The organism is Prevotella sp. oral taxon 376, assembly GCF_003043945.1.
Lineage (GTDB): Bacteria > Bacteroidota > Bacteroidia > Bacteroidales > Bacteroidaceae > Prevotella.
This window is the reverse complement of sequence record NZ_PYXG01000001.1, coordinates 605,919-629,732: the sequence shown is the minus strand read 5'-3', so window position 1 is coordinate 629,732 and position 23,814 is coordinate 605,919. Positions and strand designations below refer to the sequence as shown.

The following is a 23,814-nucleotide window of genomic DNA, read 5'->3' as shown; positions in this document are numbered from 1 at the left end:
GCGGATGTGCCCGAAGGATGCCGTAAAGGCTCCTCTTGATGATTGCGGACAGGCTCTATCTCATGATTTTCCTCCCGTTACGGATGTAGACGCCACGGGGCAGGGCATCCAGCTCCGTGCCCAGATACTGCCCGTTGAGGTTGTAGATTCGGTTGTCGGGCATACTGGCCGGCGTGAGCTTCACGCCCTGAATGGCCGACACCACCGGTTTAGGTATGGAAATCTCGTCGAGGAACATGCGCCGGGTGGTCGTGAAGGTTATCCGCACCTCGCCGCTGCCCGATATCGTGGTGGAGCATTCGGTCCATTCACCCTTCTTCATGGTGAAGACGGGCGTGCCGATTTTCAGGTTGTCCGTGGCCGAGAGGGTAAGGCTCGTACCGTCTCCGGCCGCATTCCATGCCGCGGCCTTGAAGGTCAAGGTCGTCGCACCCTCGTCGATGGTGAAGACGGGCGTCGTGGCCGTCCCGGCAGCACTTACCGAGCCGAACCTCGCGCACTGGCTGCCGGCGAAGGCCAGGGAATGCGTCCAGCCCTCGTTGTCCGGACTGAAGCTGCCATTGGCGATGCTCCCGCTCCACCGATTGTCGTTCCCACCGGTGCCCGCGCAGTTGTCGAAGGTCTCATGGAAATAGTAGTTTCCCGTGTCGGTTCCTGTTCCTCCATTGGCCGCCGACTTGCTGACTAAGGTGATGGAGCCGTCGGCCCGTTTCGTAATCTTCCTCAGCGATACCGCCCGGGATGCCCCGCCGTAGGTCCGCAGGGAAACGATGCTGTCCAGGCCGTTGCCATACAGATTGGTATTGCTGCTCGAATAGTTCAGCTTCGCCTTGTCGGCCGTGAGGATGCAGGCCCGCTTCTTGTCCCGCGTGTTATTCAGGGTGTTGTCGTTCCAGCGTGCCTGGCTGTAGGCGATGCGGCTCAGCATCAGGCCGCTTCCCATGGAATAGGTGCCATAGTCGTCGGAATAAGTCTCGGGATACCATGTTCCCGGGTATCGGCTTTCCAAGATGCAGGTCTCCGTGCCGCTGATCTTGATTCTCACGGCCGACACCGTGTTTGCCTCGTTGGGGTTGCCCAGCGTTACGACGCTGTCGGGCTCCGAAACCACGGTCGACAGCTCGGGGATGTCGAGCCAGCCTAAGTAACTCTTTTCGTATGCCGTATAACCTACAGGCGCCCGCGTGTCGTTCACATAGGCTCCGCAATCCATGATCGACCAATTGCTAAACGGATCGTCCTCGGAATAGCTTTGGTCGGTTACATAGAAGTCGGGAAGTCCCAGCGCATGGCCGAACTCATGGCAGAACACTCCCATGCCCATCAAGGTCCGGCCGCCGGTATACAGTTCGTTTCCAACAAAATAAGACTTGAAATAAGTGCCGCTCATGGTTTTCTCGCAGTCGTATTCGCAGGGCCACACAAGGTCTGCATTTTGCGCGGTCTGTGCCTCTGTGGCCTCTCCCTTACCGGCATAGAGGATGCAGACGAGGGGCACACCGGCACCGGTATCATACTGCGAGAAGTCTGTGCCGAGCTGGGTCTTGGCTGCGGCAATGGCATCCGCCACCAGTCCGTTTACGTTTTTGTCGCTGCCCTGTGCGTCGTTAGCGCCATAATGCTTATATCCGTTGGGCAGGGTAACGATTCCCACGACGTCGAACGACGGCACGAATACGCCTTGGCTCTGTGCCTTGAAATAGTCTTTCACGGAGCCTACGCAGCCTCTCTCCTCCGAATAGCCCTCTGCATTGTAGTATCGCCTCATCTTCTCTACGGTCGTTGTCGGCTTGAACGACAGGTCTTGAAACTGCACCATGATGACAGGGAAAGTGTAATTTCCTATGCTATTGACGGCACCTAGGCCGCTCTTTCCGAATTGGCCAAGCCCGTCGTCGGTGGAGGCGTAGCACACCTTGCGCACGGCAGCCCGCCGCCCGGAGGCCTTCAGGCTCAAGGCCGCGAGGTCGGACACTTGCCGATAGCCGCCCGTGGAGTCTTGACGAAAGCATCTTCCGTCGGCCGCACGCAGATAGTGGAAATGCTCGTTACCCACCAGTTCGACCCTTACAACGGTTCCGTCGGCCAGGGTGATATTGCTCCACAGCCCTCTGCGGGCAGGTATGCCGTGAATGGCCTGCACGACGGACAGCAGCAAGAGCAGTAAGAAAAACTTTTTCATTTTAAGTCAGTTAGCTTCCATTCTCAATTTCAAAAATACAAACGCAAAGTTAACCTTTTACTTCCTACAGGACAAATTTATTTAGTTAAATGTGCGAACAGGAGGCTAAAAAACGCAAGGATATATTTGGGAGTCTATCCGGAAATTTCTATCTTTGCAGCCAATAGCATAACTTTGAGATCAATGGAAGATAAAGAAAGAGAGGCAGTAAGACTGCCCGAGAACGCGTTTCGCGAACTGAAGGACGGTGAAGAATACCAGCCCGTGATGGGCGCGGGCAAGACCTATCCCGAAGTGAACGGCTGGTCGGTAACCTGGGGTGTGCTCATGGTGGTGCTCTTCTCGGCCGCGGCCGCATACCTGGGCCTCAAGGTGGGCCAGGTTTTCGAGGCTGCCATTCCCATTGCCATCATCGCCATCGGCGTTTCCTCTGCCGCCAGGCGCAGGAATGCGCTGGGAGAAAATGTCATCATACAGAGCATCGGCGCCTGTTCGGGTGCCGTCGTGGCCGGCGCGATCTTCGTTCTGCCCGCCATCTACATGCTCGATCTGGAGGCCAGTTTCCTCAAGATATTCATCGCTTCTTCGCTGGGAGGCGTGCTGGGCATTCTCTTCCTCATCCCCTTCCGCAAGTATTTCGTGAAGGACATGCACGGAAAATATCCATTTCCCGAGGCTACCGCCACCACGCAGGTGCTCGTTTCGGGCGAAAAGGGTGGCAGCCAGGCCAAGCCACTGCTGTTTGCCGGTCTCATCGGAGGTCTTTATGACTTCGTCGTGGCTACCTTCGGACTGTGGAACGAGAACTTCACCTCGCGCGTGTTAGGATGGGGCCAACAGCTGGCCGACCACGCCAAGCTGGTGTTCAAGGTGAACACGGGGGCCGCGGTGCTGGGGCTGGGCTATATCATCGGGCTTCGCTACGCGGCCATCATCACCTTTGGGTCGCTCGCCGTGTGGTGGCTCATCGTGCCGGGAATGGCCCTGCTCTTCCCCGACACCGTGCTCAACCAGTGGGACCCGGCCATCTCGACCGCGGTGGGAGCCATGAGTCCTGAACAGATTTTCTCCAGTTACGCCCGCAGCATAGGCATCGGAGGCATCGCCATGGCCGGCATCATCGGCATCATCAAGAGCTGGGGCATCATCAAGAGTGCCGTGGGACTGGCTGCCCGGGAGATGAAAGGCAAGGGCGCAGGACCGGAAAAGGTGATGCGCACACAGCGCGACATCTCGTTCAAGATCATCGCCATTGGCTCCATCCTCACCATTCTCGTTATCTTCGTCTTCTTCTACATGGGCGTAATGGACTTCAACCTGCTGCACGCGGTGGTTGCCATCCTGCTCGTAGCCGTCATCGCATTCCTCTTCACCACGGTTGCTGCCAACGCAATCGCCATTGTCGGCAGTAATCCCGTATCGGGCATGACCCTGATGACCTTGATTCTGGCTTCAGTGGTCATGGTCGCAGTGGGGCTGAAAGGTGAGGCCGGCATGCTGGCGGCCCTGCTGATGGGAGCCGTGGTGTGCACCGCCTTGAGCATGGCCGGCAGTTTTATCACCGACCTGAAGATAGGATACTGGCTCGGGACGACCCCGAAGAAGCAGGAGAGCTTTAAATTCCTGGGCACCATCATCGCGGCGGCGACCGTAGCCGGAGTGATGATTCTGCTCGACAAAACCTACGGCTTCAAGGGCGACGCGCTGGCCGCTCCCCAGGCACACGCCATGGCTGCCGTCATCGCCCCCCTGATGAACGGGCAAGGCGCGCCGTGGCTGCTCTATGCGATAGGCGCCGTCATCGCCCTGATTCTCGACCGCTGCAAGATCAGCGCGCTGGCCTTCGCACTAGGTATGTTTATCCCCATCCAGCTGAATATACCACTGGTTATCGGCGGTGCGGTCAACTGGCTCGTAACCACCCGCAGCAAGGACGAGAAGCTGAACAAGGCCCGCGGCGAAAGGGGAACGCTGATTGCCAGCGGCTTTATTGCGGGCGGTGCCTTGATGGGAGTGGTGAGTGCGCTGCTGAAGTTTGGTGGACTGGAGTTCAACTACGAGGCCTGGTGGGCAAACCACCTCTCGGAACTGCTCTCTCTGGCGGCCTACCTGCTGCTCATCACCTACTTCATCATCGCCACAAGACCCAAGGCAGAGGAGACAGACACTCAAGATTAACCACTCATAAAACTCACGGAAAGGGGGCTCCCACGGGGGGGCTCCTTTCTTCTGATCCCCCTGCCTACCGGCAAACTCAACTGAAGAAGCGCGCTATGGAATGCATGAACGGCGTAAGGAGCTTGCGGTGAGGCTGCCCTTGATAGTCTATCCGCGTAAGGCTCTGCGACACGAAGAGCCGCTTCCTGGCTCTCGAAATGGCCACATAGAACTTCCGCCTGTCTTCTTCGAGCAGCCGCTGATTGTTCTGATGATAGTAATTGGGATAACGCCCGTCGACCGCGTCGAAGACGATCACATTGTCGAATTCCAGTCCCTTGGCCTTATGGACGGTGGTAACGAATATCCTGTCTCTGATGGTAGACGAGTTACAGAGGTCGGCTTCTTTCAAAGTGTTGATCTCCATGATGTGTCTTTGCAACTGTTCGATGAGCGACGGTTCCTCCTCGGGGCACAGGATGTCGTGAGAAAGATACTCGAAGATGTAGTGTAACTTCTCTATCGGTATCATCCTGTCGGCCTCCAGCAGATGCTGGTAGACGCTCCGCATCTCGCTCACGAGCACGGGTTCCGAAGACTTGAAGCTGCGTTCGTGGAGCAACTCGCGGGAGTGGAAATAGATTTCCATATAGGCCTTGCGGAAGACCTCTATCCGATTCTGCACATTCTGTTGACTGAGAAACTCCATTTGAGAGACTATCATCCCCCTGCCCTGCTGATAACAGTGCCGCAAGACCTTGAGCGTGTCGTCTACATCCACATCGGCCAGATGGGCTTCATCCTCTTCTATCCCGAACAGATGCTGCTTCCTGAAGTCGTCGAGGCGATAGCTGTGCAGATCGGGAACGAGCATACGGAGCAGTTTCAGCGTGTCGTAGTAGCGCGGACAGCTCACACGGAGGTCGCTCCGGGGAACATATCGCCTCAGGTTAAAGTCGAGAATATGATAGTCGAACTCCACATTGTGGCCTATCAGGACATCATTCCCCACATAGGCCATAAACTGCATGAGGGCTTCACGGTGCGACAACAAGGTGTGGCGGCGACGCTCCTCGATGATGGGATTTACTGTCCGGCCCAACATCGGCGGTATCTCACGCTCCGTCTCTATATGGACGGAAAACTCGGAGCCGGGCACCTTCCGGCCGTCCCTTACCTTGACGGCGGCTATCTGCAAGATATCGTCCTCGAAGACATTCAGTCCGGTGGTCTCGGTATCAAAGACAACCACCTCTTCCTGCTCACAGAGCGCCACGAACTCCTGCACATAAGTGGAGTCGTCGTAAAGGAGGAAGTCGCTCGGAAGCATGGCCCGGTTGAAGAGCTTGCGCATGAATTCACGGGCGGCGGCATTGGTCTGAAATACCCCCAGCCCCTTCAGCAAGCGCGACCAGCAGATGAAGTTATTCTCGCTCGTGAGCACATTCAAGTGGGCAAGCAGCATCTTCACCTCCGGCGTGGAGAACAAATCCTGCCCCGACACCTTGAAATGAGGCAGCCGCAACCGATGAAGACACGCACTCACCTCATCGGCATCCTTGTTGGAACTGACGATGATGGCGGTTGTGTCTTGCGGATGCTCTTCGAAGAGACCGCCCGTGAAACGAGCCACATCCTCGTATTCGCCCTCGAGCGTATCGGAATAGAGCAGTTTCAGTTCGCGCCCCGTGCCCTTCCGGTCGTCGGCTGTCTCGGGCAACAGCTCTTCGTCGATGCCCAACTGGCTCTTGGCATACTCATTGAACACTTCGAGCAGATAGCGGGGCGAACGATGGTTGACGCCCAGGTGATGGATGCGGCCGCTGCAACGGGTCTTCAACAGCGTGAGCGTATCCATCTTGGCCCCCATGAAAGAGAAGATGGCTTGCTGCTCGTCGCCCAGATAGAGCACCTCGCCAGCCGTTGCATCGGGAGCTTGCGGCGTGAGCGTGGAGAGCAGATCGATAATGGCCAACTGCAGGGGGTTGAGGTCCTGCACCTCGTCTACCTGTATCCACGGATAGCGCCGATAATCGCCGCCGCTGCGCAAGGCATCATAAGTGAGCAAGAGCAAGTCTTCGAAGTCCACTAAGTGGTTTTGTCGCTGATAGGCGTTGAAGGCATGGGCATAGCGCATCTTGCGCAACAGGCGCAGAGCGAGTTGCTGAAGGGCGTAGTCGTAGGCTTCGGTCTTCACGGCATCAGAGTAATAATCGGTGTGCTCATAGATGTCGATCATCGCCGCCGCATCGAAAGGTCGTCGCTCCACTTGACAGATCCGGCGCATGACCTCCACATCGTCCGCCGAGAGACAGTCGGCATGCAGGCGCAACTCCTTCGGGTGGCCGTGCGCTATCTGGTACATGAAATGCGAGAACTGGATGATCTCCTCATAGCCACGGCGGCGCCGATAATCCTCCTTCACCTCGTCTTCCTGCTCGTCCAGATAACGGGTAAGGATGCTCAAAGCATCCTCGTCGTCGATGATGGAGGAGCCTGCCTCGATGAGGGCGTTGTCGTAAAGGAACTTGGAACAGAACCGATGAATGTTGCCGATGTAAAGCTGAGCGATGTCGCTGTCGCTGATCTGTCCGTGGATGCGTTCCTGCATGCCACGGGCGGCACGGTTGGTAAAGGTGAGACAGAGCATGTCTTCGTAGTCCACACCCTGCTCATGAGCCCGTTTCACACGCTCCGTAAGAATCTGGGTCTTGCCGCATCCGGGAGGTGCGAGCACGAGATGATACCCGCCATGGGCGTCTATCACTCGCTGCTGGCTGGCGTCGGGAGTCCACTCGCTATACCTTTTCATGATTCCACCATTATTTTTGTTTTTAATATTCTAAAACTATCATTACTAAGATGGCACATGGTTCATTGTTCTCGTATATGAGCTAACGACTCGAATTTCCATTTTTTGTCTTTCACCTTATAATAATGGACGAAACTAAACAATGCCATCTTTCTTTTTTCCATATAGTAACACTTCCATTCTTGTCTTTGTTGTTTTACTGCAAAATTAATGTTTTATTGTTAAAATAACGCTTGCAACCCCAAAAATATAAATTCATTTGCAAAAATCAATTATTATTATTAGTTTTGCAGAGACTACTGACAATTCAACTCAAAGAAATGGGAACATCGAAGAAAAAGCAACCATTCTGCGCCTTTTGCAAAAGTGCATGGGTCATATTGTTGCTCACTCTGTCAACTAAGGCCAATGCACAGATTATATATTTAACCTTATCCGACAGTAATGGAACACCATTACCAAGCATCAACTTGCGCATAGACGCATGCGGCAAGAGAGTGCGGGCAATTACGAACGAGCACGGCGTGGCCGAAGCAGACATCGGCAACTGCGCGGAAGCACGCTTGCACATCAGCAGTAAACTCTATCAAGACAAAGACACAACTATAAAAACGACAGTCAAAGATATAAGAATAACACTCATACCAAAGACATACTATTTGAGAGATGTTGAGGTGAAGGCTTTCCGCCCTATCGCCAAGGGAAACGCCGAAAAGACAGTCTATACCGTCGATGTACGAAGTTTTCTGAAAGACAGCAAAGCCAACGAAGCCTTGAGATTCCTGCCCAGAACAGAATCTGACGGCACCACATTCAAGATTCTCGGCAAGCACGCCAACGCCCGTCTGCAAGTCGACGGCGTGGATGCGGGCCTCGACGAGCTGCGCTCGCTCAACGCCACCGACATTGAACGGGTGGAAGTCAAGGAAACCGACGCCAATGACAATGCCAACAGCTCGGGCGTTATAAACATCATACGCAGGAAGAGAGAACGCCCCAAGTTCTACGGAAGCTCACGGAACACCCTCAACCTGGTTTACACATCGTTGATGACCTACAACAGCATAAACTATCAAAGTCCTAAATGGGAGTTGAACGCCACCGCCGGATTAATTTACAACAAGCCGAAACTTACCAACGATGTAACAAGAAGCTATTCCGACGGCAGCACGAAAGAAACAATGCACGAAGACAGATGCTTCGAGAGTCCACAGGGCGGCGGAATGCTGAAGCTGGGCTTTTATCCTTCAGAGAAGTTGTCGGTAATATTAAGGGGTGTGTACAGCCTCAACGCCACGAATATAAAACAACATATCACCGGCTTTGACAACCACTTCGTCGAGCTGAGAAGCAAAGACAAGATAGAGAACTATGGCACATTGCTCAACACATTCTATAACATAACCAATACCAACCTCCTGCTTCTGAAAGCAAACTACATGGAATATTCCTACTCATATCGAGACAAGCTGGGCACGAGAACACGCTACGAGTCAGACATGCGTGAATATGGGGTCAGCCTGAAGTCGGAGAATGAGAAGATAGACTGGCTTGGCGGCGGCAATGTAGGTCTTGGCTGGAAGAGTACCTGGCGGCAGAATGGTACACAGTCAACCGATTGGAGCACACATTCCGTTCATCAATTGTACATCGACCATTCGCGCCCGATAGGCAAACATTTCTCGTTCTACTTCATCCTGAAGGGTGAGACCGACAACCTGCGTCGCAAGCAGAGCTACTATTTCCTGCCGTCGGCGAGGATAAATTACAGCATGGGGAAATACGGATCGCTCTCCGCAAACTACCAACGCACCATTGTGCGCCCGAGCATCGACTATATGAACGAGGACACGCTCATGATCAGCGAGAATGAAACACTTGTGGGCAACACGGCTCTCGGCGTTCAGCACAATGACGCGCTGAGCCTATCATACAGCAAGCAAATAAAGACGGCCTACCTCTCCGCGACAATGGGCTACCGGTGCAGCAGCGACATGATAGCACGGGCCTACCTCTCGCCCACCGATTTCAATACCACCACTTACTCAAACCTCGGCCGAAGCGACTACGCATCGCTGTCGCTGAACTGGACGCAGAGGCTCTGCAAAGGCAGGATGAATCTATCGTTCATACTCACGGGCGACTACATGAACTACGACATAGCATCGGCGTTCGCCGACAGGACGCTTATGCTCCCCTCACAAGGCTTCGGATGCTACGGCATGTTAAACTTCAACTACCGCACGAAGCACAGCTGGATGTACTCGTTATGGGGCACATATCATCCGAAGAACTACGGCTTCAACACGCTTTCGCACCGGCATCCCCTCTTTCGGGCAAGCGTCTCAAAGAACTTCTTTCATGACAGGCTTGGCATTAGCATCGTGGCAATGAACTCGTTGCGCTACTTCACCACAAGCCGCACCACAACCCACTTTGCCAATATGCACCAAACATCGCTGCAAAAGACGCATTACAACGATTTACAACTAAACATTACATGGAACTTTGGAAAACAGTTCCGCGAGCGCAAGGCCGCAGAAGGGTTTGACAACGGCGACATCGAACTGAAACAATAATAGAAAATCGATGGGCAGGCCGCAAGAGGCAGGAGAGCAAAAAATCAGAATAAATTTGGTCTTTCACGAAAGTCGGGCTATATTTGCACCCGTATGAAGATTATCCACAACCCCCTCCTGCCGCCCCGGAGGTATGACGCCGTCAACATCCTGGGACTGCTGCTGTGCAGGAAAGGCACCACCCTGACGGCCGACCTGATACAGCACGAGCGCATCCACACCGCCCAGATGCGGGAGATGGGCTTCGTGGGATTCTATCTCTGGTATCTTCTTGAATGGCTCGTACGCCTCCCGATGAAAGGGCGGGCCTACACGAACATCTCCCTGGAGCGGGAGGCCTACGAGCACATGAACGACCCGGACTATCTGCTCCGCCGCCGTCATTACGCCTGGTGGAAACACCTGAAAAGGCACAAGGCGTAGCACCTGTCGGCAGGAAGCCGCTCGCTGTTTTCCTTTTAACGGCTAAAAGCTCGCCTTTTAACGGCTAAAAGGCAAGCTTCTAACGGCCTTTTACTCACCTTTTAACGGCTTCCGACAAAACGACCGGATACGGACATGAAAAAGAGTGGCACCCGATGCGGATGCCACTCGATAATCCTAAGACCTAAACACCTCATTACGAGGAAGATTCAGGCAAGTTCCGTCATAGAGGCTTATATTCTACGAATGCCTCCATAGCCTCGTAGCTGGCCAGTCCGAGGTCGTCGTAGAGCTTGGCCGTGCCACGGTTGCGGTCTTCGGCGCGTTGCCAGAACAGGCGCTCGTCGTTGCCGAGGAACGGAGCACTCTCCATCTGCGAGCTGTGCTTCAGGATGGAGTTGCGCTTCGCAAGCAGCTCTTCGGGCGACATCGGCACGCACATCTCGATGTTCTCAATCTCCCACTCTGCCCACGCACCACGATACATCCATATCTTGCAGTCCTTAAGCCAGGCCGCACCGGCCTCTTTCTCGAGGTCGATGGCAGCAAAAACGGCGTCGGTACACTTGCGGTGAGTGCCGTGAGGGTCGGCAAGGTCGCCGGCCACGAATATCTCGTGCGGCTGCACCTTCTGGAGCAAGGCACGCACAATCTCGACATCCTTCTCCGTCATGGGCAGCTTCTCAATCTTCCCGCTCTCATAGAACGGCAGGTCGAGGAAGTGCACATGGTCGAGCGGAATATTATTGTAGGTGCAGGCCGTACGCGCCTCGCCCCGTCGGATGAGGCCCTTGATGGTGCGCACATCAGGCAGGTCGATATCGCCTTCCTTCTTGTTGGCGAGGAATTTCTTGATTTCCTTGTACATCTTGGTTATCTTCTCGTCCTTGCTGTCGAGGAAGAGCTGGTTGAAACCGTTGACGAAGTGCATGAAGCGCGTTACCTCCTCGTCGCCCACGGCAATGTTTCCGGAAGTCTCATAGGCCACATGGAGATCGTGTCCCTGCTTCACGAGCCGCTGGATGGTTCCGCCCATGGAGATAACATCGTCGTCAGGATGCGGCGAGAATACCACCACCCGCTTGGGGAAAGGCTTGGCCCGCTCCGGGCGATAGGTGTCGTCGGCGTTGGGCTTACCGCCTGGCCATCCCGTAATGGTATGCTGCAAATCATTGAATATCTTGATATTGGCATTATAGGCCGATCCGTAGAGAGCCAACAGCTCCGAGAGGCCATTCTCGTTGTAGTCCTTGTTGGTAAGTTTCAGGATGGGCTTCTTGGTTACGCCGCACAGCCATACGAGGGCCGCACGGGTAAGCTTGTCGGTCCACTTGCAGCTGGCCACCAGCCAAGGATGTATGATTCGCGTGAGCTTGCTGGCGGCGGAGAGGTCGATGACCACATGCGCGTCGTTATGCGTCTGCAGGAAACTGGCCGGTATGGCCTCGGTAATCTGTTCCTCGACGGCCTTGCGGATGATGTCGGCCTTCTCTTCCCCCCATGCGGTAAGGTAAATCTTGCGGGCTCCGAGGATATCTCCCACGCCCAGCGTAATGGAGCATGGAGGGACGGGCTCGTTGGTTCCGAAGCTCATCGTCATCTCCTCGCGCGAGATGGCATCAATCAGAATCAGGCGAGTGCTTGATGTAAGCCCCGATCCGGGCTCGTTGGTGGCGATGTTGCCGGCACGGCCGATGCCGAGCAGGGCTACATCGATTCCGCCGAAAGTCTGTATGCGCTGCTGGTAGAGGCGGCACTGCTTCTGCACATCCTCCTGCGCGATGGTGCCGTCGAGCGAGTAGACATTCTGCTCGGGAATATCAATGTGGTTCAACAAACGCTCCCTGAGCTGGAAGATGGCGCTGTGCTGGGAGTCGGCCTGAAGAGGAAAATACTCATAGGCATTGAAGAGCACGACATTCTTGAACGAGACCTGCTTCTTCTCGTAGCGATGAATCAGCTCGTTGAAAACGGGGGTAAGCGACTGTCCGGTGCCCACGCAAAGCACGCAATACTTGCCCAGCACTTCCTTGGCCTTGATCTCGGCCACGATGGCATCGGCTATATTCCGGGCCGCGTCGTCCACCTTTGGAAATATATCCGTGGGTATCTTCTCCTGCCGGGTTATCTCCGAACGCTCTACGGCGTTCTTGGGAGCATAGAATTCTTCGGGAATCGTGTTCAATACTATCTCTGAACTTAAATGGAGTCTCATATCGTCTGAATATTATAGGTTGTCTTTCTCGATATCCTTAAAATACTTGTAGGTGCCCACCTTGAGCTCCTCGGTGGCAGCCTCGTCGGCCACGATCACCGCATGAGGATGCTGCTGGAGGGCGCTGATGGTCCAAGCCTGCGTTACGGGGCCTTCCACCGCAGCCTGCAGGGCGCGGGCCTTATGGTGGCCGTTGACGAGGATCATCACCTCGCGTGCCGACATCACGGTGCCCACGCCGACGGTGAGCGCATGCTTCGGAACCTTGTTTACATCGTTGTCGAAGAAACGACTGTTGGCAATGATGGTGTCGGTGGTGAGCGTCTTGACACGGGTTCTCGAAGTCAGCGACGAGAAAGGCTCGTTGAAAGCGATGTGCCCGTCGGGCCCGATACCGCCCAGGAAGAGGTCGACGCCTCCTGCCTCGGCCATCATCTGCTCATAGCGGGCGCATTCGGCCTCAAGGTCTGGCGCGTTGCCGTTCAGTATATATATGTTCTCCTTGGGGCAGTCGATGTGATCAAAGAGATTGCGGCGCATGAAGGAATGATAGCTTTCGGGATGCTCCTCGGGAAGTCCTACATACTCATCCATGTTGAAAGTGATCACATGCCTGAAGCTCACCTTGCCCGTCTTATAGGCCTCGACCAGGCGGCGATACATTCCCTCCGGGGAAGAACCCGTAGGAAGCCCCAACACAAACGGATGCCCGGCAGTAGGCCCGGCAGCATTGATGCGCTCCACGACATGGTTTGCCGCCCACTGAGACAATTTTTCATAATCGGACTCAATAATTAATCTCATAGTTCTTTGATTTATTTAGAATTACCTTATTAGATTGCAAAGATAACAAAATAAAGTAAGAAAACGGCAGGATGGCATTTTTTTTTAGGTTTATTAAAACGAAGAAGCATCCTCTGAGGGTTTGCACTTCTTGTTGGAATGGGCGCCGGTTCCGGCCGGCTTCCGCTCCCGCCCTATCTGTCTGCAACCTATCAATTTGATTGCATCCGGGAAATTTCTTACAAAAACGATGCTCCGCGACGCATGTTATTCAAATAAAAATAGTAATTTTGCACCAATCATTCCATCAAAACACAAAAAACTGAAAAATGAAAAGAATCATCCTTCCCCTGTTCCTGCTGCTGTTCAGCGCCGTTGCGGCAATGGCCGGCGACGATGTCAGGAACGCCAGTGCCCTCACCCGGCGACTGCTGCCGAGACAAGCCTCGTCGTTCGTCTTCGAGAAAATCAACGAGGAACAAGACCTCTTCACCCTGCGCAGCGAGGGAAACAAAGTGGTCATCGGCGGAAACAACGCCAACTCCATGGCCGTGGGGCTGAACTATTACCTGAAATACTTCTGCCTCACCACCATCTCGTGGTACAAGGACGACCCCGTCGAGATGCCGGAGGTGCTGCCGAAGGTGGCAGGCACCCTGAGGATCAAGGCCCGCATGCCCATGCGCTTTTTCCTCAACTACTGCACTTACGGCTACACCATGCCGTGGTGGAAATGGGCCGACTGGGAGCACTTCATCGACTGGATGGCCCTCAACGGCGTCAACCTGCCCCTCTCCATCACGGGAACGGAAAGCATCTGGTACAGAGTATGGCGGAAATACGGGCTCAGCGACGAGGAGATCCGCTCCTATTTCACCGGACCCGCCTTCCTCGGCTGGCACCGCATGTGCAACATCGACGCCTGGCACGGTCCGCTGCCCAAGGCGTGGCTGGACAGTCAGGAAGCGCTGCAAAAGAAGATCGTGAGGCGCGAGCGGGAACTGAACATGAAGCCCGTGCTGCCCGCCTTCGCGGGCCACATTCCCGCCGCGCTGCTCAAGCGACGCCCCAACCTCATGGCAACAAGGGTGGACGACAACCAACACGGATGGGGCGACTTCAAGAATCCGGAGCTCTACGGATGCACTTTCCTCAACTCCATGGATCCCATGTTCGCCCAAATACAAAAGGACTTCCTGCAAGAACAGGCCCGGCAGTTCGGCACCGACCACATCTACGGCCTCGACCCCTTCAACGAGGTGGACCCACCCACCCTCAACGCCGACTCCATCGGCATGATTTCCAAGCACATCTACCAGAGTCTCGAGGCCGCCGACAAGCAGGCCGTGTGGCTCCAGATGGCGTGGACCTATTACTACAAGAAATACTGGAACGACGAGCGGCAACGGGCCCTGTACCATGGAGCCCCGCAGGGCCGCATGATCCTGCTCGACTATTTCTGCGAGAACAAGGAACTATGGAAGCGCAACCAGGCCTTTTTCGGGCAGGACTATATGTGGAACTACCTCGGCAACTTCGGCGGACGCCACCGGCTCGTGGCCCCCACCGAGCGCATCTTCAACCGCATCGACACGGTATGCCGGAGCGGAGGCAGCAATTTCAAGGGCGTGGGAGCCACGCTCGAGGCCTTCGACCCCAATCAGTTTGCCTATGAACTGACGCTTGAGAAGGCGTGGGACCTGCCCCTGACCCTCCCGGAATGGCGCGACCGACTGGCCGACAGGCATGTGGGCACCGTCTCGACTGCCGCGAGGGAAGCCTATGCCGACTATTTCAAGGTGCTCGATGTGAACTTCGCGCCCTACATACGCACCTTCATCGAGAGCCGACCCTCGATGCGCAATCAGCTGCCTAAGTATGGAGCCACGGAAAAGACCGTGGAGCCGACATTCTTCGATCTCGTCAAACTATGGCGCAAGATGACGGCCCTGAACGCCGACAGGGATGCCTATCGCCTCGACCTTGTGAACATCGGGCGGCAAGCCTTGGCAGATCTCTTCTGCACCCTGTGGATGAAATACAAGCTCGCCTATGAGCTGCACGATCTCGCGCAGATGCAGCAACTTGCCGACGAAATGACCGGACTGCTCGGCGACTACGACGAACTGCTGGGCTGCCACCCCACCTTCTCCATGCGGCCATGGATAGACAGCGCGCGCGGCTGGGGAGGAACGGCGGAGGAAAAAGACTACTATGAGCGCGACGCACGCACCATCATAACCACCTGGAACAACAACCTGTCGAGCATCAACGATTATTCGGAGCGTGCATGGGCCGGACTCGTGAGCTGCTTCTACCTGCCCCGCTGGCAGATGTTCCTGAAAGCCACGCTCAAGGCCGTGGAAGAAGGGCGTGAATTCGACGAGGACGCCTACGCCCGGGAATGCTTTGCATGGGAGGAGAAGTTTGCCAACGGCGAAGGCCGAATCAGCTATCCCGCCCCGCAAGACCCCGTGGATGTCTCCCGGAGGCTCATCGGCAAATACTTCTCCAACTCATTGATATACAAGTAATTGTCATATCCACGGAAGAAGCCTTTTAGGCTTCCGTGGGCGAAAGGCCGTCGGAAGGCAAGTAAAAGGCCGTTAAAAGGAAAGCAAAAGACCGTTAGAAGCCCGCCTTTTAGCCGTTAGAAGACGACCTTCTAACGGCCTTTTGCAAACAGAGACTTTCACGCCCGGCGGACGAGAAGAAAAAAAAGCGGGCAGAATGCCATGTTTCTACAATATTTTGTATCTTTGCATCTGAATAATAAAAGATGTAATGAAAGAATTCGTAATCTCTGAGGCCAAGACCGAAACCGCGGTCCTCGTGGGGCTCATCACCAAGGACCAGGACGAGGACAAGACCCGGGAATACCTCGACGAGCTGGAGTTTCTGGCCGACACGGCGGGCGTGGTAACACTCAGGCGCTTCACCCAGAAGATGAACGGACCCAGCCTGACCACCTATGTGGGAAGCGGCAAGCTCGAGGAAATCAGGCAATATATCAAGGATGAGGAAGAGGCGGAGCGCGAGGTGGGAATGGTCATCTTCGACGATGAGCTCTCCGCCCGCCAGATCCGCAATATAGAAAAGGAACTGCAGGTGAAAATCCTCGACCGCACCAGCCTCATCCTCGACATCTTCGCCATGCGTGCTCAGACCGCAAATGCCAAGACGCAGGTGGAGCTGGCTCAATATCGCTACATGCTCCCACGGCTGCAACGCCTCTGGACCCATCTGGAACGACAGGGAGGAGGATCCGGAAGCGGAGGCGGCAAAGGATCCGTGGGACTGCGCGGCCCCGGCGAGACGCAGCTCGAGATGGACCGCCGCATCATCCTCCAGCGCATCACGCTCCTGAAGCAGCGCCTCGTGGAAATCGACAAGCAGAAGACCACCCAGCGCAAAAACCGAGGGCGCATGGTGCGTGCGGCACTCGTGGGATACACCAATGTGGGCAAGTCGACCCTCATGAACCTGCTCGCCAAAAGCGAGGTGTTTGCCGAGAACAAGCTCTTCGCCACCCTCGACACCACCGTACGCAAGGTGGTCATCGACAACCTGCCTTTCCTGCTGGCCGACACCGTGGGCTTCATCCGCAAACTGCCCACCGACTTGGTGGACTCCTTCAAGTCCACCCTCGACGAGGTGAGGGAAGCCGACCTGCTGGTACATGTGGTAGACATCTCACATCCCGATTTCGAAGAACAGATAGGAGTGGTCAGCCAAACCTTGAAAGAGCTCGGATGCGCCGAGAAGCCCTCGCTGATCATCTTCAACAAGATAGACAACTACTCATGGACTGACAAAGAGCCCGACGACCTGACGCCACCGACGAAGGAGAACATCACCCTCGACGACCTCCGAAAGACATGGATGGCGCGCCTTGACGACAACTGCCTCTTCATCTCGGCAAAGAAGAGGGAGAACATCGACGAACTGCGCGAAGTGCTCTACCGCAAGGTACGCGAACTGCATGTGCAGAAATATCCCTACAACGACTTTCTATATCCCACGGAAGAATGAATGAATACAGACCGCTGACGGAACAGGAAATCAGCATCCTCGAGAACAACAACTGCTGGGCAGAAGACTGGACGGCCGTGAGCGTGGCCGAAGACTTCAGGCCCAACTACATGCATCGGGTGATGCTCTATGGTGAGATCTGCATCGGCATCTTCGAGAAAAATGTGGAGGTAAGCCCGGGATTCCTGAAGCACTCGGGCATCAACAACGCCACCCTGCGCAATGTAACGGTGGGCGACAACTGCCTGATCGAAAACATCGGAAACTTCATCAACAACTACACCATCGGCGACGACTGTTACATCTCGAACATATGCACCATGGAGACCACCGAGGGAGCCACCTACGGCAACGGCAACCTCATCTCGGTATTGAACGAGGTGGGCGAAGGCAATGTGGTGCTCTTCAACAGTCTCAACAGCCAGTTGGCCGCCCTCATGCTCAGGCATGCCGACGACACGGTGCTACGCGACAACCTGCGCCGGCTTATCAGCGAGGAAGTGAGACTCTGGCAACCCGCACGAGGCACCGTGGGAAACGGCGTGAAAATCGTCAACGCCAAGGAGATTACCAATACCGTCATCAACGACGAGTGCGAGATTTCGGGAGCGGCAAGGCTCAGCGACTGCACCATCCTGAGCTCGCAGAGTGCCAGCGTGTTTATCGGCACGGGCGTCATCTGCGAGAACTCCATCATCTCCGACGGCTCATCGCTCTTCAACTCCGTGAAGATGCAAGACTGTTTCGTGGGCGAGGCCTGCCAGATTTCCAACGGATTCACGGCGTCGCAGAGCGTATTCTTCGCCAACAGCTACATGAGCAACGGCGAGGCCTGTGCCGCCTTCTGCGGTCCCTTCACGGCATCCCATCACAAGAGCAGCCTGCTCATCGGCGGCGAATTCTCGTTCTACAATGCTGGCTCGGCCACCAACTTCAGCAACCACGCCTACAAGATGGGGCCCATGCACTTCGGAATCCTCGAGCGAGGCACGAAGACGGCCAGCGGAGCCTATGTGCTCATGCCCGCCCATATCGGAACATTCTCTGTGTGCTTCGGCAAGCTGATGTATCATCCCGACACCCGACGGCTGCCTTTCTCCTATCTCGTGGCCTACGGCGACACCATGTATCTCTCGCCCGGCCGCAACATCACCACCGTGGGCTTGTATCGCGACATCCGCAAGTGGCCCAAGAGGGATGTCCGCCCCCAAGGCTCGCAGAAGAGCATCGTCAACTTCGACTGGCTCTCGCCGTTCAGCGTCGGCGAAATCATCCAGGGCAAGCAGATTCTGGAAAAGCTCCGCGAGGCCTCGGGCGAGGAAGTGTCGACCTACAACTATCACGAATATGTCATCCGCGCCTCGTCGCTGAAGAAGGGCATCAAATACTACGACATCGCCCTGCGCATCTACATGGGTGCCGTATTGAAGCGGGTCATCAAGCGGCTCGGAGCCGTAGAGCCTCCGGCAACCACTGTCGGCGAGGGTGAATGGAACGACCTCTCCGGGCTGCTGCTGCCGGCATCGGAAGAACTGCGCATGCTCGACGACATCAAGTCGGGCTATCTGGACAGCATCCCGGAAATCATCCGCAGATTTGCCGAGATCGACGCCCGATACCGAGAATACCAGTGGGCATGGACCTATCGGCTGATACTCGACTACTATCACCTTGACTGTCTCACCTCCACCGACCTCCAGCGCATACACGACGACTATGTCGTTGCACGCCGCACATGGATTGCCGAGATACGCAAAGACGCCGAAAAGGAATTCCACATGGGAGATGTGGAACGCAGCGTGCTCGACAACTTCATCGAGCAACTCGACCACGAGGTGGATTTTGAGAATTGAATGCATAAACCTTTTAAGAATAAAGAACTATGAAATCAAAGTTTTTCCTGGCCTCTCTGCTGCTGGCATTCGGACTGACTGCCACGCAGGCAAAGGACTACAAGTACATCACCGTGAAGGGCGACCCGATGCAAACCCGCATCTACACCCTCGACAACGGACTCAAGGTCTATCTCTCCGTGAACAAGGAGAAGCCGCGCGTCCAGACCTATATCGCCGTGCGCACAGGCTCTCGCAACGATCCGGCCGAGACCACGGGGCTGGCTCATTATCTGGAGCACCTCATGTTCAAGGGCACGCGCCGGTTCGGCACCTCCGACTATCAGGCCGAACAGCCCTATCTCAACGATATAGAACAGCGATACGAGGTCTATCGCAAGCTCACCGACCCGCAGGCCCGCAAGCAGGCATACCACGAGATTGACTCCGTGAGCGGGCTCGCCGCACGATACAACATCCCCAATGAATACGACAAACTCATGTCGGGCATCGGTTCTGAGGGTACCAATGCTTACACCAGCAACGACGTTACCTGCTATGTAGAGAATATTCCAGCCAACGAGGTAGACAACTGGGCAAAGGTTCAGGCCGACCGTTTCCAGAACATGGTGATTCGCGGATTCCACACCGAGCTTGAAGCCGTCTATGAGGAATACAATATCGGACTGGCGCAAGACAGCCGCAAGATGTATCAGGCCCTACTCGCGAAGCTCTTCCCCACCCACCCCTACGGCACGCAAAGCACCATCGGCCTGGGCGACCACTTGAAGAATCCCTCCATCACCAATATCAAGAACTACTTCCGCCGCTACTATGTGCCCAACAATGTGGCCATATGCATGGCCGGCGACCTGAACCCAGACGAGGTAATCGCCACCATCGACCGATATTTCGGCTCGTGGAAGAAGAGCGAGACGCTCTCCCGGCCCGAGTATGCGCCGCTCGCACCCATCACTGCTCCACAGGATACCAGCGTCGTCGGACAGGAGGCAGAGAGCGTATACATGGCATGGCGCTTTCCCGCGGGAAGGGAACTCACCTCCGACACGCTCGACATTATCGGCTCGCTGCTCAACAACGACCGTGCCGGGCTGATGGATCTCGACCTCAGCCAGAAGATGAAAGTGCAGGGGGCATTCGCCTGGGCCGAGGAGATGTGCGACTACTCCATCTTCCTCGTGGGCGGCATGCCGAAACAGGGACAGACACTGGAGGAAGTGCGCACACTGCTGCTTGATGAAATAGGAAAGTTGAAGCGGGGAGAATTCTCCGATGAGCTGCTGCCCTCCGTCGTAAACAACTACAAGCGCGACTTCTATAAAGGGCTCGACAGCAACCAGAAGCGAGCCCGCCAGTTCGTCAACGCCTTCATCAACGGCGAGGACTGGGAACAGCACACGGGCAAGCTCGACCGTATCTCCCGGATGACCAAGGCTGAAATCATGGCCTTTGCCAACAAATACCTGAACGACAACTTCGTCTGCGTCTATAAGCGGCAAGGCAATGACACCACCCTCAAAAAGGTGGAGAAGCCCGCCATCACCCCCATTCCCACCAACAACGACAAGCACTCAGCCTTCCTGCAGGAAGTGCTGGGCAGCAAGCCGGCACCCATCCAGCCCCAGTTCCTCGATTTCAGCAAAGACCTGACGAAGGGCACCACCAAAAGAGGCCTTCCCGTCGTCTATAAACAAAACACGACCGACGACCTCTTCACCCTGCAGTTCCGCTATCCGCTGGGCACGGAGACCAATCCCCTCGTGGGCTATGCCGCCAGCTATCTCGAATATCTGGGCACCGACAGGTTCAGCAACGAGCAGATCAAGCAGAAGTTCTACCGACTGGCTTGCGACTACAGCTTCAACCAATATGCCGACCAATTCATCGTCTCGCTCTCCGGCCTGAACGAGAACCTGCCCGAGGCGCTGCGACTTCTGGAGCACCTGATGCAGGAGGCCAAGGCCGACGGGCAGGCCTACGCCCAGTATGTAGACCTCGTGTTGAAAGGGAGAGCCGACAACAAGGCCAACCAGAGAAGCAATTTCCTGGCGCTCATGGACTACGGACTGGACGGAGCATACAATGCCACCCGCAACATACCGAGCGGACAGAAACTGCGTGAGGGCAGCCCCGAGGAGCTGACCGCACTCATGAAGAACCTGCGCAACCACAGCCAGACCGTGCTCTACTACGGCCCGTCGACCCTGAAAGACCTGTCCGCACTCATCACCAAGGAGCATCCCACGCCTAAGACGCTCCTCAAGGCCGATGTCGGCACACGCCCCTATGTCGTGCAGCCCACCCCCCGCAATGAGGTATGGATAGCCCCCTATGATGCCAAGAACATCTACATGGTGCAACTGCACAATGAAAACCAGGAATATACGCCCGAGCGCAGGGCGATCATCGACCTCTTCAACGAATACTTCGGCGGCGGCATGAACGCCATCGTCTTCCAGGAGCTGCGCGAGGCACGCGGACTGGCCTACAGCGCCTCCGCCCGCTACAGCCGGCCGGGTCGCAAGCAAGACAAGGAATTCTTCTATACCAACATTATCACCCAAAACGACAAGATGATGGACTGCGTCAAAGAATTCAACAAACTGCTGAACAACACTCCCGAGCGAGAGGCTGGTTTCAACCTTGCCAAGCAGGGACTGCTGAAGAACCTGGCCTCGGCACGCACCACCAAGTTCGACATCCTCAATGCCTACATGAACGCCCGGCGTCTCGGCATCGACTACGACCCCTACAAGAAAGAGTTCGAGAGGCTGCCAAGCCTCACCTTAAAAGACCTGATGGACTTCGCCCGCCAAAACATCCAAGGCAAGACCTACAAGTATCTCATCCTCGGCGACGAGAAAAACCTCGACATGAAAGCCCTCGAGAAGATAGGCCCCGTGCGACGCCTCACCACCGAGGAGATATTCGGCTACTAACAACCAAGAGGCATCCAATACAATAACATTATAAACTTTAACGCGACACCTCACACGGCGTTCCCTCCCCCACGGGAGGGTAATGGTGAGGAAGAATATGAGTAAAACACCTGATTTCAAGTATGCGCCGATGTTCCAGCTGGGCACCGACACCACCGAGTACCGACTCCTGTCCCAGGAGGGCGTGAGCACGGCCGAGTTCGAGGGCAAAACTATCCTGAAGGTCTCCCCCGAAGCCCTGACGCTGCTCGCACGGCAAGCCTTCCACGATGTGGAGTTCATGCTCCGTCGCGAGCACAACGAGCAAGTAGCCCGCATCTTGAAAGACCCGGAAGCATCCGAGAACGACAAGTATGTGGCCCTGCAGTTCCTGCGCAACGCCGAGACGGCGGCCAAGGGCATCCTCCCCTTCTGTCAAGACACCGGCACGGCCATCATCCACGGCGAGAAAGGGCAGCGCGTGTGGACCGACTTCGAAGACGAGGAGGCATTGAGCCGTGGCGTCTTCGATACCTTCACGCAGGACAACCTGCGCTATTCGCAGAACGCCCCGCTCAACATGTACGACGAAGTGAACACCCGCTGTAACCTGCCCGCACAAATCGACATCGAGGCCGTGGAGGGCGATGAATACCGCTTCGTGATGGTGGCCAAGGGCGGCGGTTCAGCCAACAAGACCTATTTCTACCCCATGACGAAAGCCACCATCCAGAACGAGGGCACCCTGCTCCCGTTCCTCGTGGAAAAGATGAAGAGCCTCGGCACGGCAGCCTGTCCGCCTTACCACATCTGCTTCGTCATCGGAGGCACCTCGGCAGAAAAAAACCTGCTCACCGTAAAGCTCGGCAGCATCAAGTATTACGACAACCTGCCCACCACGGGCGATGAGACAGGACGCGCCTTCCGAGACACCGACCTTGAGGAAAAGCTCCTCAACGAAGCGCACAAGATAGGCCTCGGCGCACAGTTCGGAGGCAAATACCTCGCCCACGACATCCGCGTCATCCGCCTGCCACGCCACGGAGCATCGTGTCCCATCGGCATGGGAGTGAGCTGCTCGGCCGACCGCAACATCAAGGCAAAAATCAACAAGGACGGCATCTGGATCGAGCAGATGGACGAATATCCCGCAGAACTTATCCCCGAGGAATATCGCCGGCCGGGAGAGGGAGGCAAGGGCATCGTGATCGACCTCGACAAGGGCATCGACGCCGTGCGGGCCGAGCTCACAAAGTATCCCGTCTCCACCCGCGTCAACCTCAAGGGAACCATCATCGTGGCACGCGACATCGCCCATGCCAAGCTCAAGGCGAGGCTGGATGCTGGCGAGGAGATGCCAGCCTACTTCAAGGACCACCCCATCCTCTATGCCGGACCGGCCAAGACACCGGAAGGCTACCCCTGCGGAAGCATGGGTCCGACCACGGCCAACCGCATGGATCCTTATGTGGATGAGTTCCAGGACCACGGAGCCAGTCTCGTGATGATAGCCAAGGGCAACCGCACACAGGTGGTTACCGATGCATGCCGGAAACACGGAGGCTTCTATCTGGGCACCATCGGAGGCGTAGCGGCCGTACTCTCGCAAAGCTCCATCAAGAGCATCGACTGCGTGGAATATCCCGAACTGGGCATGGAGGCAATCTGGAAGATTACCGTGGAAGACTTCCCGGCTTTCATCCTCGTCGACGACAAGGGCAACGACTTCTTCAAGCAGCTCAAGCCGTGGGCGCCCTGTCAGGCGTGCCGGAAGTAAACGGGCAAGTCTCTGATTCATTCACAGGGAAGACTGTGCCAAAACCGTAGGGGCGTAATTCATCATGCCCTTACTTCTTTATG

12 protein-coding genes are annotated in these 23,814 nt (G+C 55.8%); 8 read left to right on the top strand and 4 right to left on the bottom strand.

Translation table 11 applies throughout. The annotated features are described in order from the left end of the window. Window positions 1-55: 55 nt before the first annotated feature. Entirely contained in the window at window positions 56-2,182 is a 2,127-nt protein-coding gene (locus C7120_RS02835) for a M6 family metalloprotease domain-containing protein (protein ID WP_107620261.1), read from the bottom strand. 183 nt (window positions 2,183-2,365) lie between these two features. Here C7120_RS02835 and C7120_RS02830 point away from each other — a divergent pair, with 183 nt between their 5' ends. Next, the gene (locus C7120_RS02830) at window positions 2,366-4,360 is read left to right on the top strand and encodes an OPT family oligopeptide transporter (protein WP_107620260.1); all 1,995 of its coding nucleotides are present in this window, start codon (window positions 2,366-2,368) and stop codon (window positions 4,358-4,360) included. A gap of 76 nt (window positions 4,361-4,436) precedes the next feature. Here C7120_RS02830 and C7120_RS02825 read toward each other — a convergent pair whose 3' ends face one another. After that, window positions 4,437-7,151 carry a 3'-5' exonuclease gene (locus tag C7120_RS02825; RefSeq protein ID WP_107620259.1) on the bottom strand — a complete coding sequence of 905 codons (2,715 nt, stop codon included), beginning with the start codon at window positions 7,149-7,151 and terminating at the stop codon, window positions 4,437-4,439. Between the two features lie 320 nt (window positions 7,152-7,471). Between C7120_RS02825 and C7120_RS02820 the strand changes: the two genes are divergently transcribed. Next, window positions 7,472-9,730: an outer membrane beta-barrel protein gene (locus C7120_RS02820; protein ID WP_107620258.1), complete on the top strand. Its 2,259-nt coding sequence runs from the start codon at window positions 7,472-7,474 to the stop codon at window positions 9,728-9,730. A 93-nt stretch (window positions 9,731-9,823) separates the two neighbouring features. Then, window positions 9,824-10,153, top strand: coding sequence for a hypothetical protein (locus C7120_RS02815; protein ID WP_107620257.1), 330 nt, complete (start codon window positions 9,824-9,826; stop codon window positions 10,151-10,153). A gap of 223 nt (window positions 10,154-10,376) precedes the next feature. On the opposite strand, the gene C7120_RS02810 is transcribed toward C7120_RS02815, so the two are convergent. Both C7120_RS02810 and nagB read right to left on the bottom strand, forming a co-directional pair. Then, window positions 10,377-12,368, bottom strand: coding sequence for a glucosamine-6-phosphate deaminase (locus tag C7120_RS02810; protein WP_107620256.1), 1,992 nt, complete (start codon window positions 12,366-12,368; stop codon window positions 10,377-10,379). Between the two features lie 12 nt (window positions 12,369-12,380). Then, on the bottom strand, window positions 12,381-13,172 hold the full coding sequence (gene nagB, locus C7120_RS02805; protein ID WP_107620255.1) for a glucosamine-6-phosphate deaminase: 792 nt from the start codon (window positions 13,170-13,172) through the stop codon (window positions 12,381-12,383). A gap of 308 nt (window positions 13,173-13,480) precedes the next feature. Between nagB and C7120_RS02800 the strand changes: the two genes are divergently transcribed. From C7120_RS02800 to C7120_RS02780, 5 genes are all read left to right on the top strand, one after another. Beyond that, window positions 13,481-15,685, top strand: coding sequence for an alpha-N-acetylglucosaminidase (locus C7120_RS02800; RefSeq protein ID WP_107620254.1), 2,205 nt, complete (start codon window positions 13,481-13,483; stop codon window positions 15,683-15,685). 250 nt (window positions 15,686-15,935) lie between these two features. Beyond that, on the top strand, window positions 15,936-17,183 hold the full coding sequence (hflX, locus tag C7120_RS02795; protein WP_107620253.1) for a GTPase HflX: 1,248 nt from the start codon (window positions 15,936-15,938) through the stop codon (window positions 17,181-17,183). Then, window positions 17,180-19,036 carry a DUF4954 family protein gene (locus C7120_RS02790; protein WP_107620252.1) on the top strand — a complete coding sequence of 619 codons (1,857 nt, stop codon included), beginning with the start codon at window positions 17,180-17,182 and terminating at the stop codon, window positions 19,034-19,036. The genes hflX and C7120_RS02790 overlap by 4 nt, the downstream gene beginning before the upstream one ends. A 29-nt stretch (window positions 19,037-19,065) precedes the next feature. Continuing rightward, entirely contained in the window at window positions 19,066-21,975 is a 2,910-nt protein-coding gene (locus tag C7120_RS02785; RefSeq protein ID WP_107620251.1) for a pitrilysin family protein, read from the top strand. A 97-nt stretch (window positions 21,976-22,072) separates the two neighbouring features. Then, the gene (locus C7120_RS02780; protein ID WP_107621354.1) at window positions 22,073-23,731 is read left to right on the top strand and encodes a fumarate hydratase; all 1,659 of its coding nucleotides are present in this window, start codon (window positions 22,073-22,075) and stop codon (window positions 23,729-23,731) included. The last annotated feature ends 83 nt before the right edge of the window (window positions 23,732-23,814 follow it).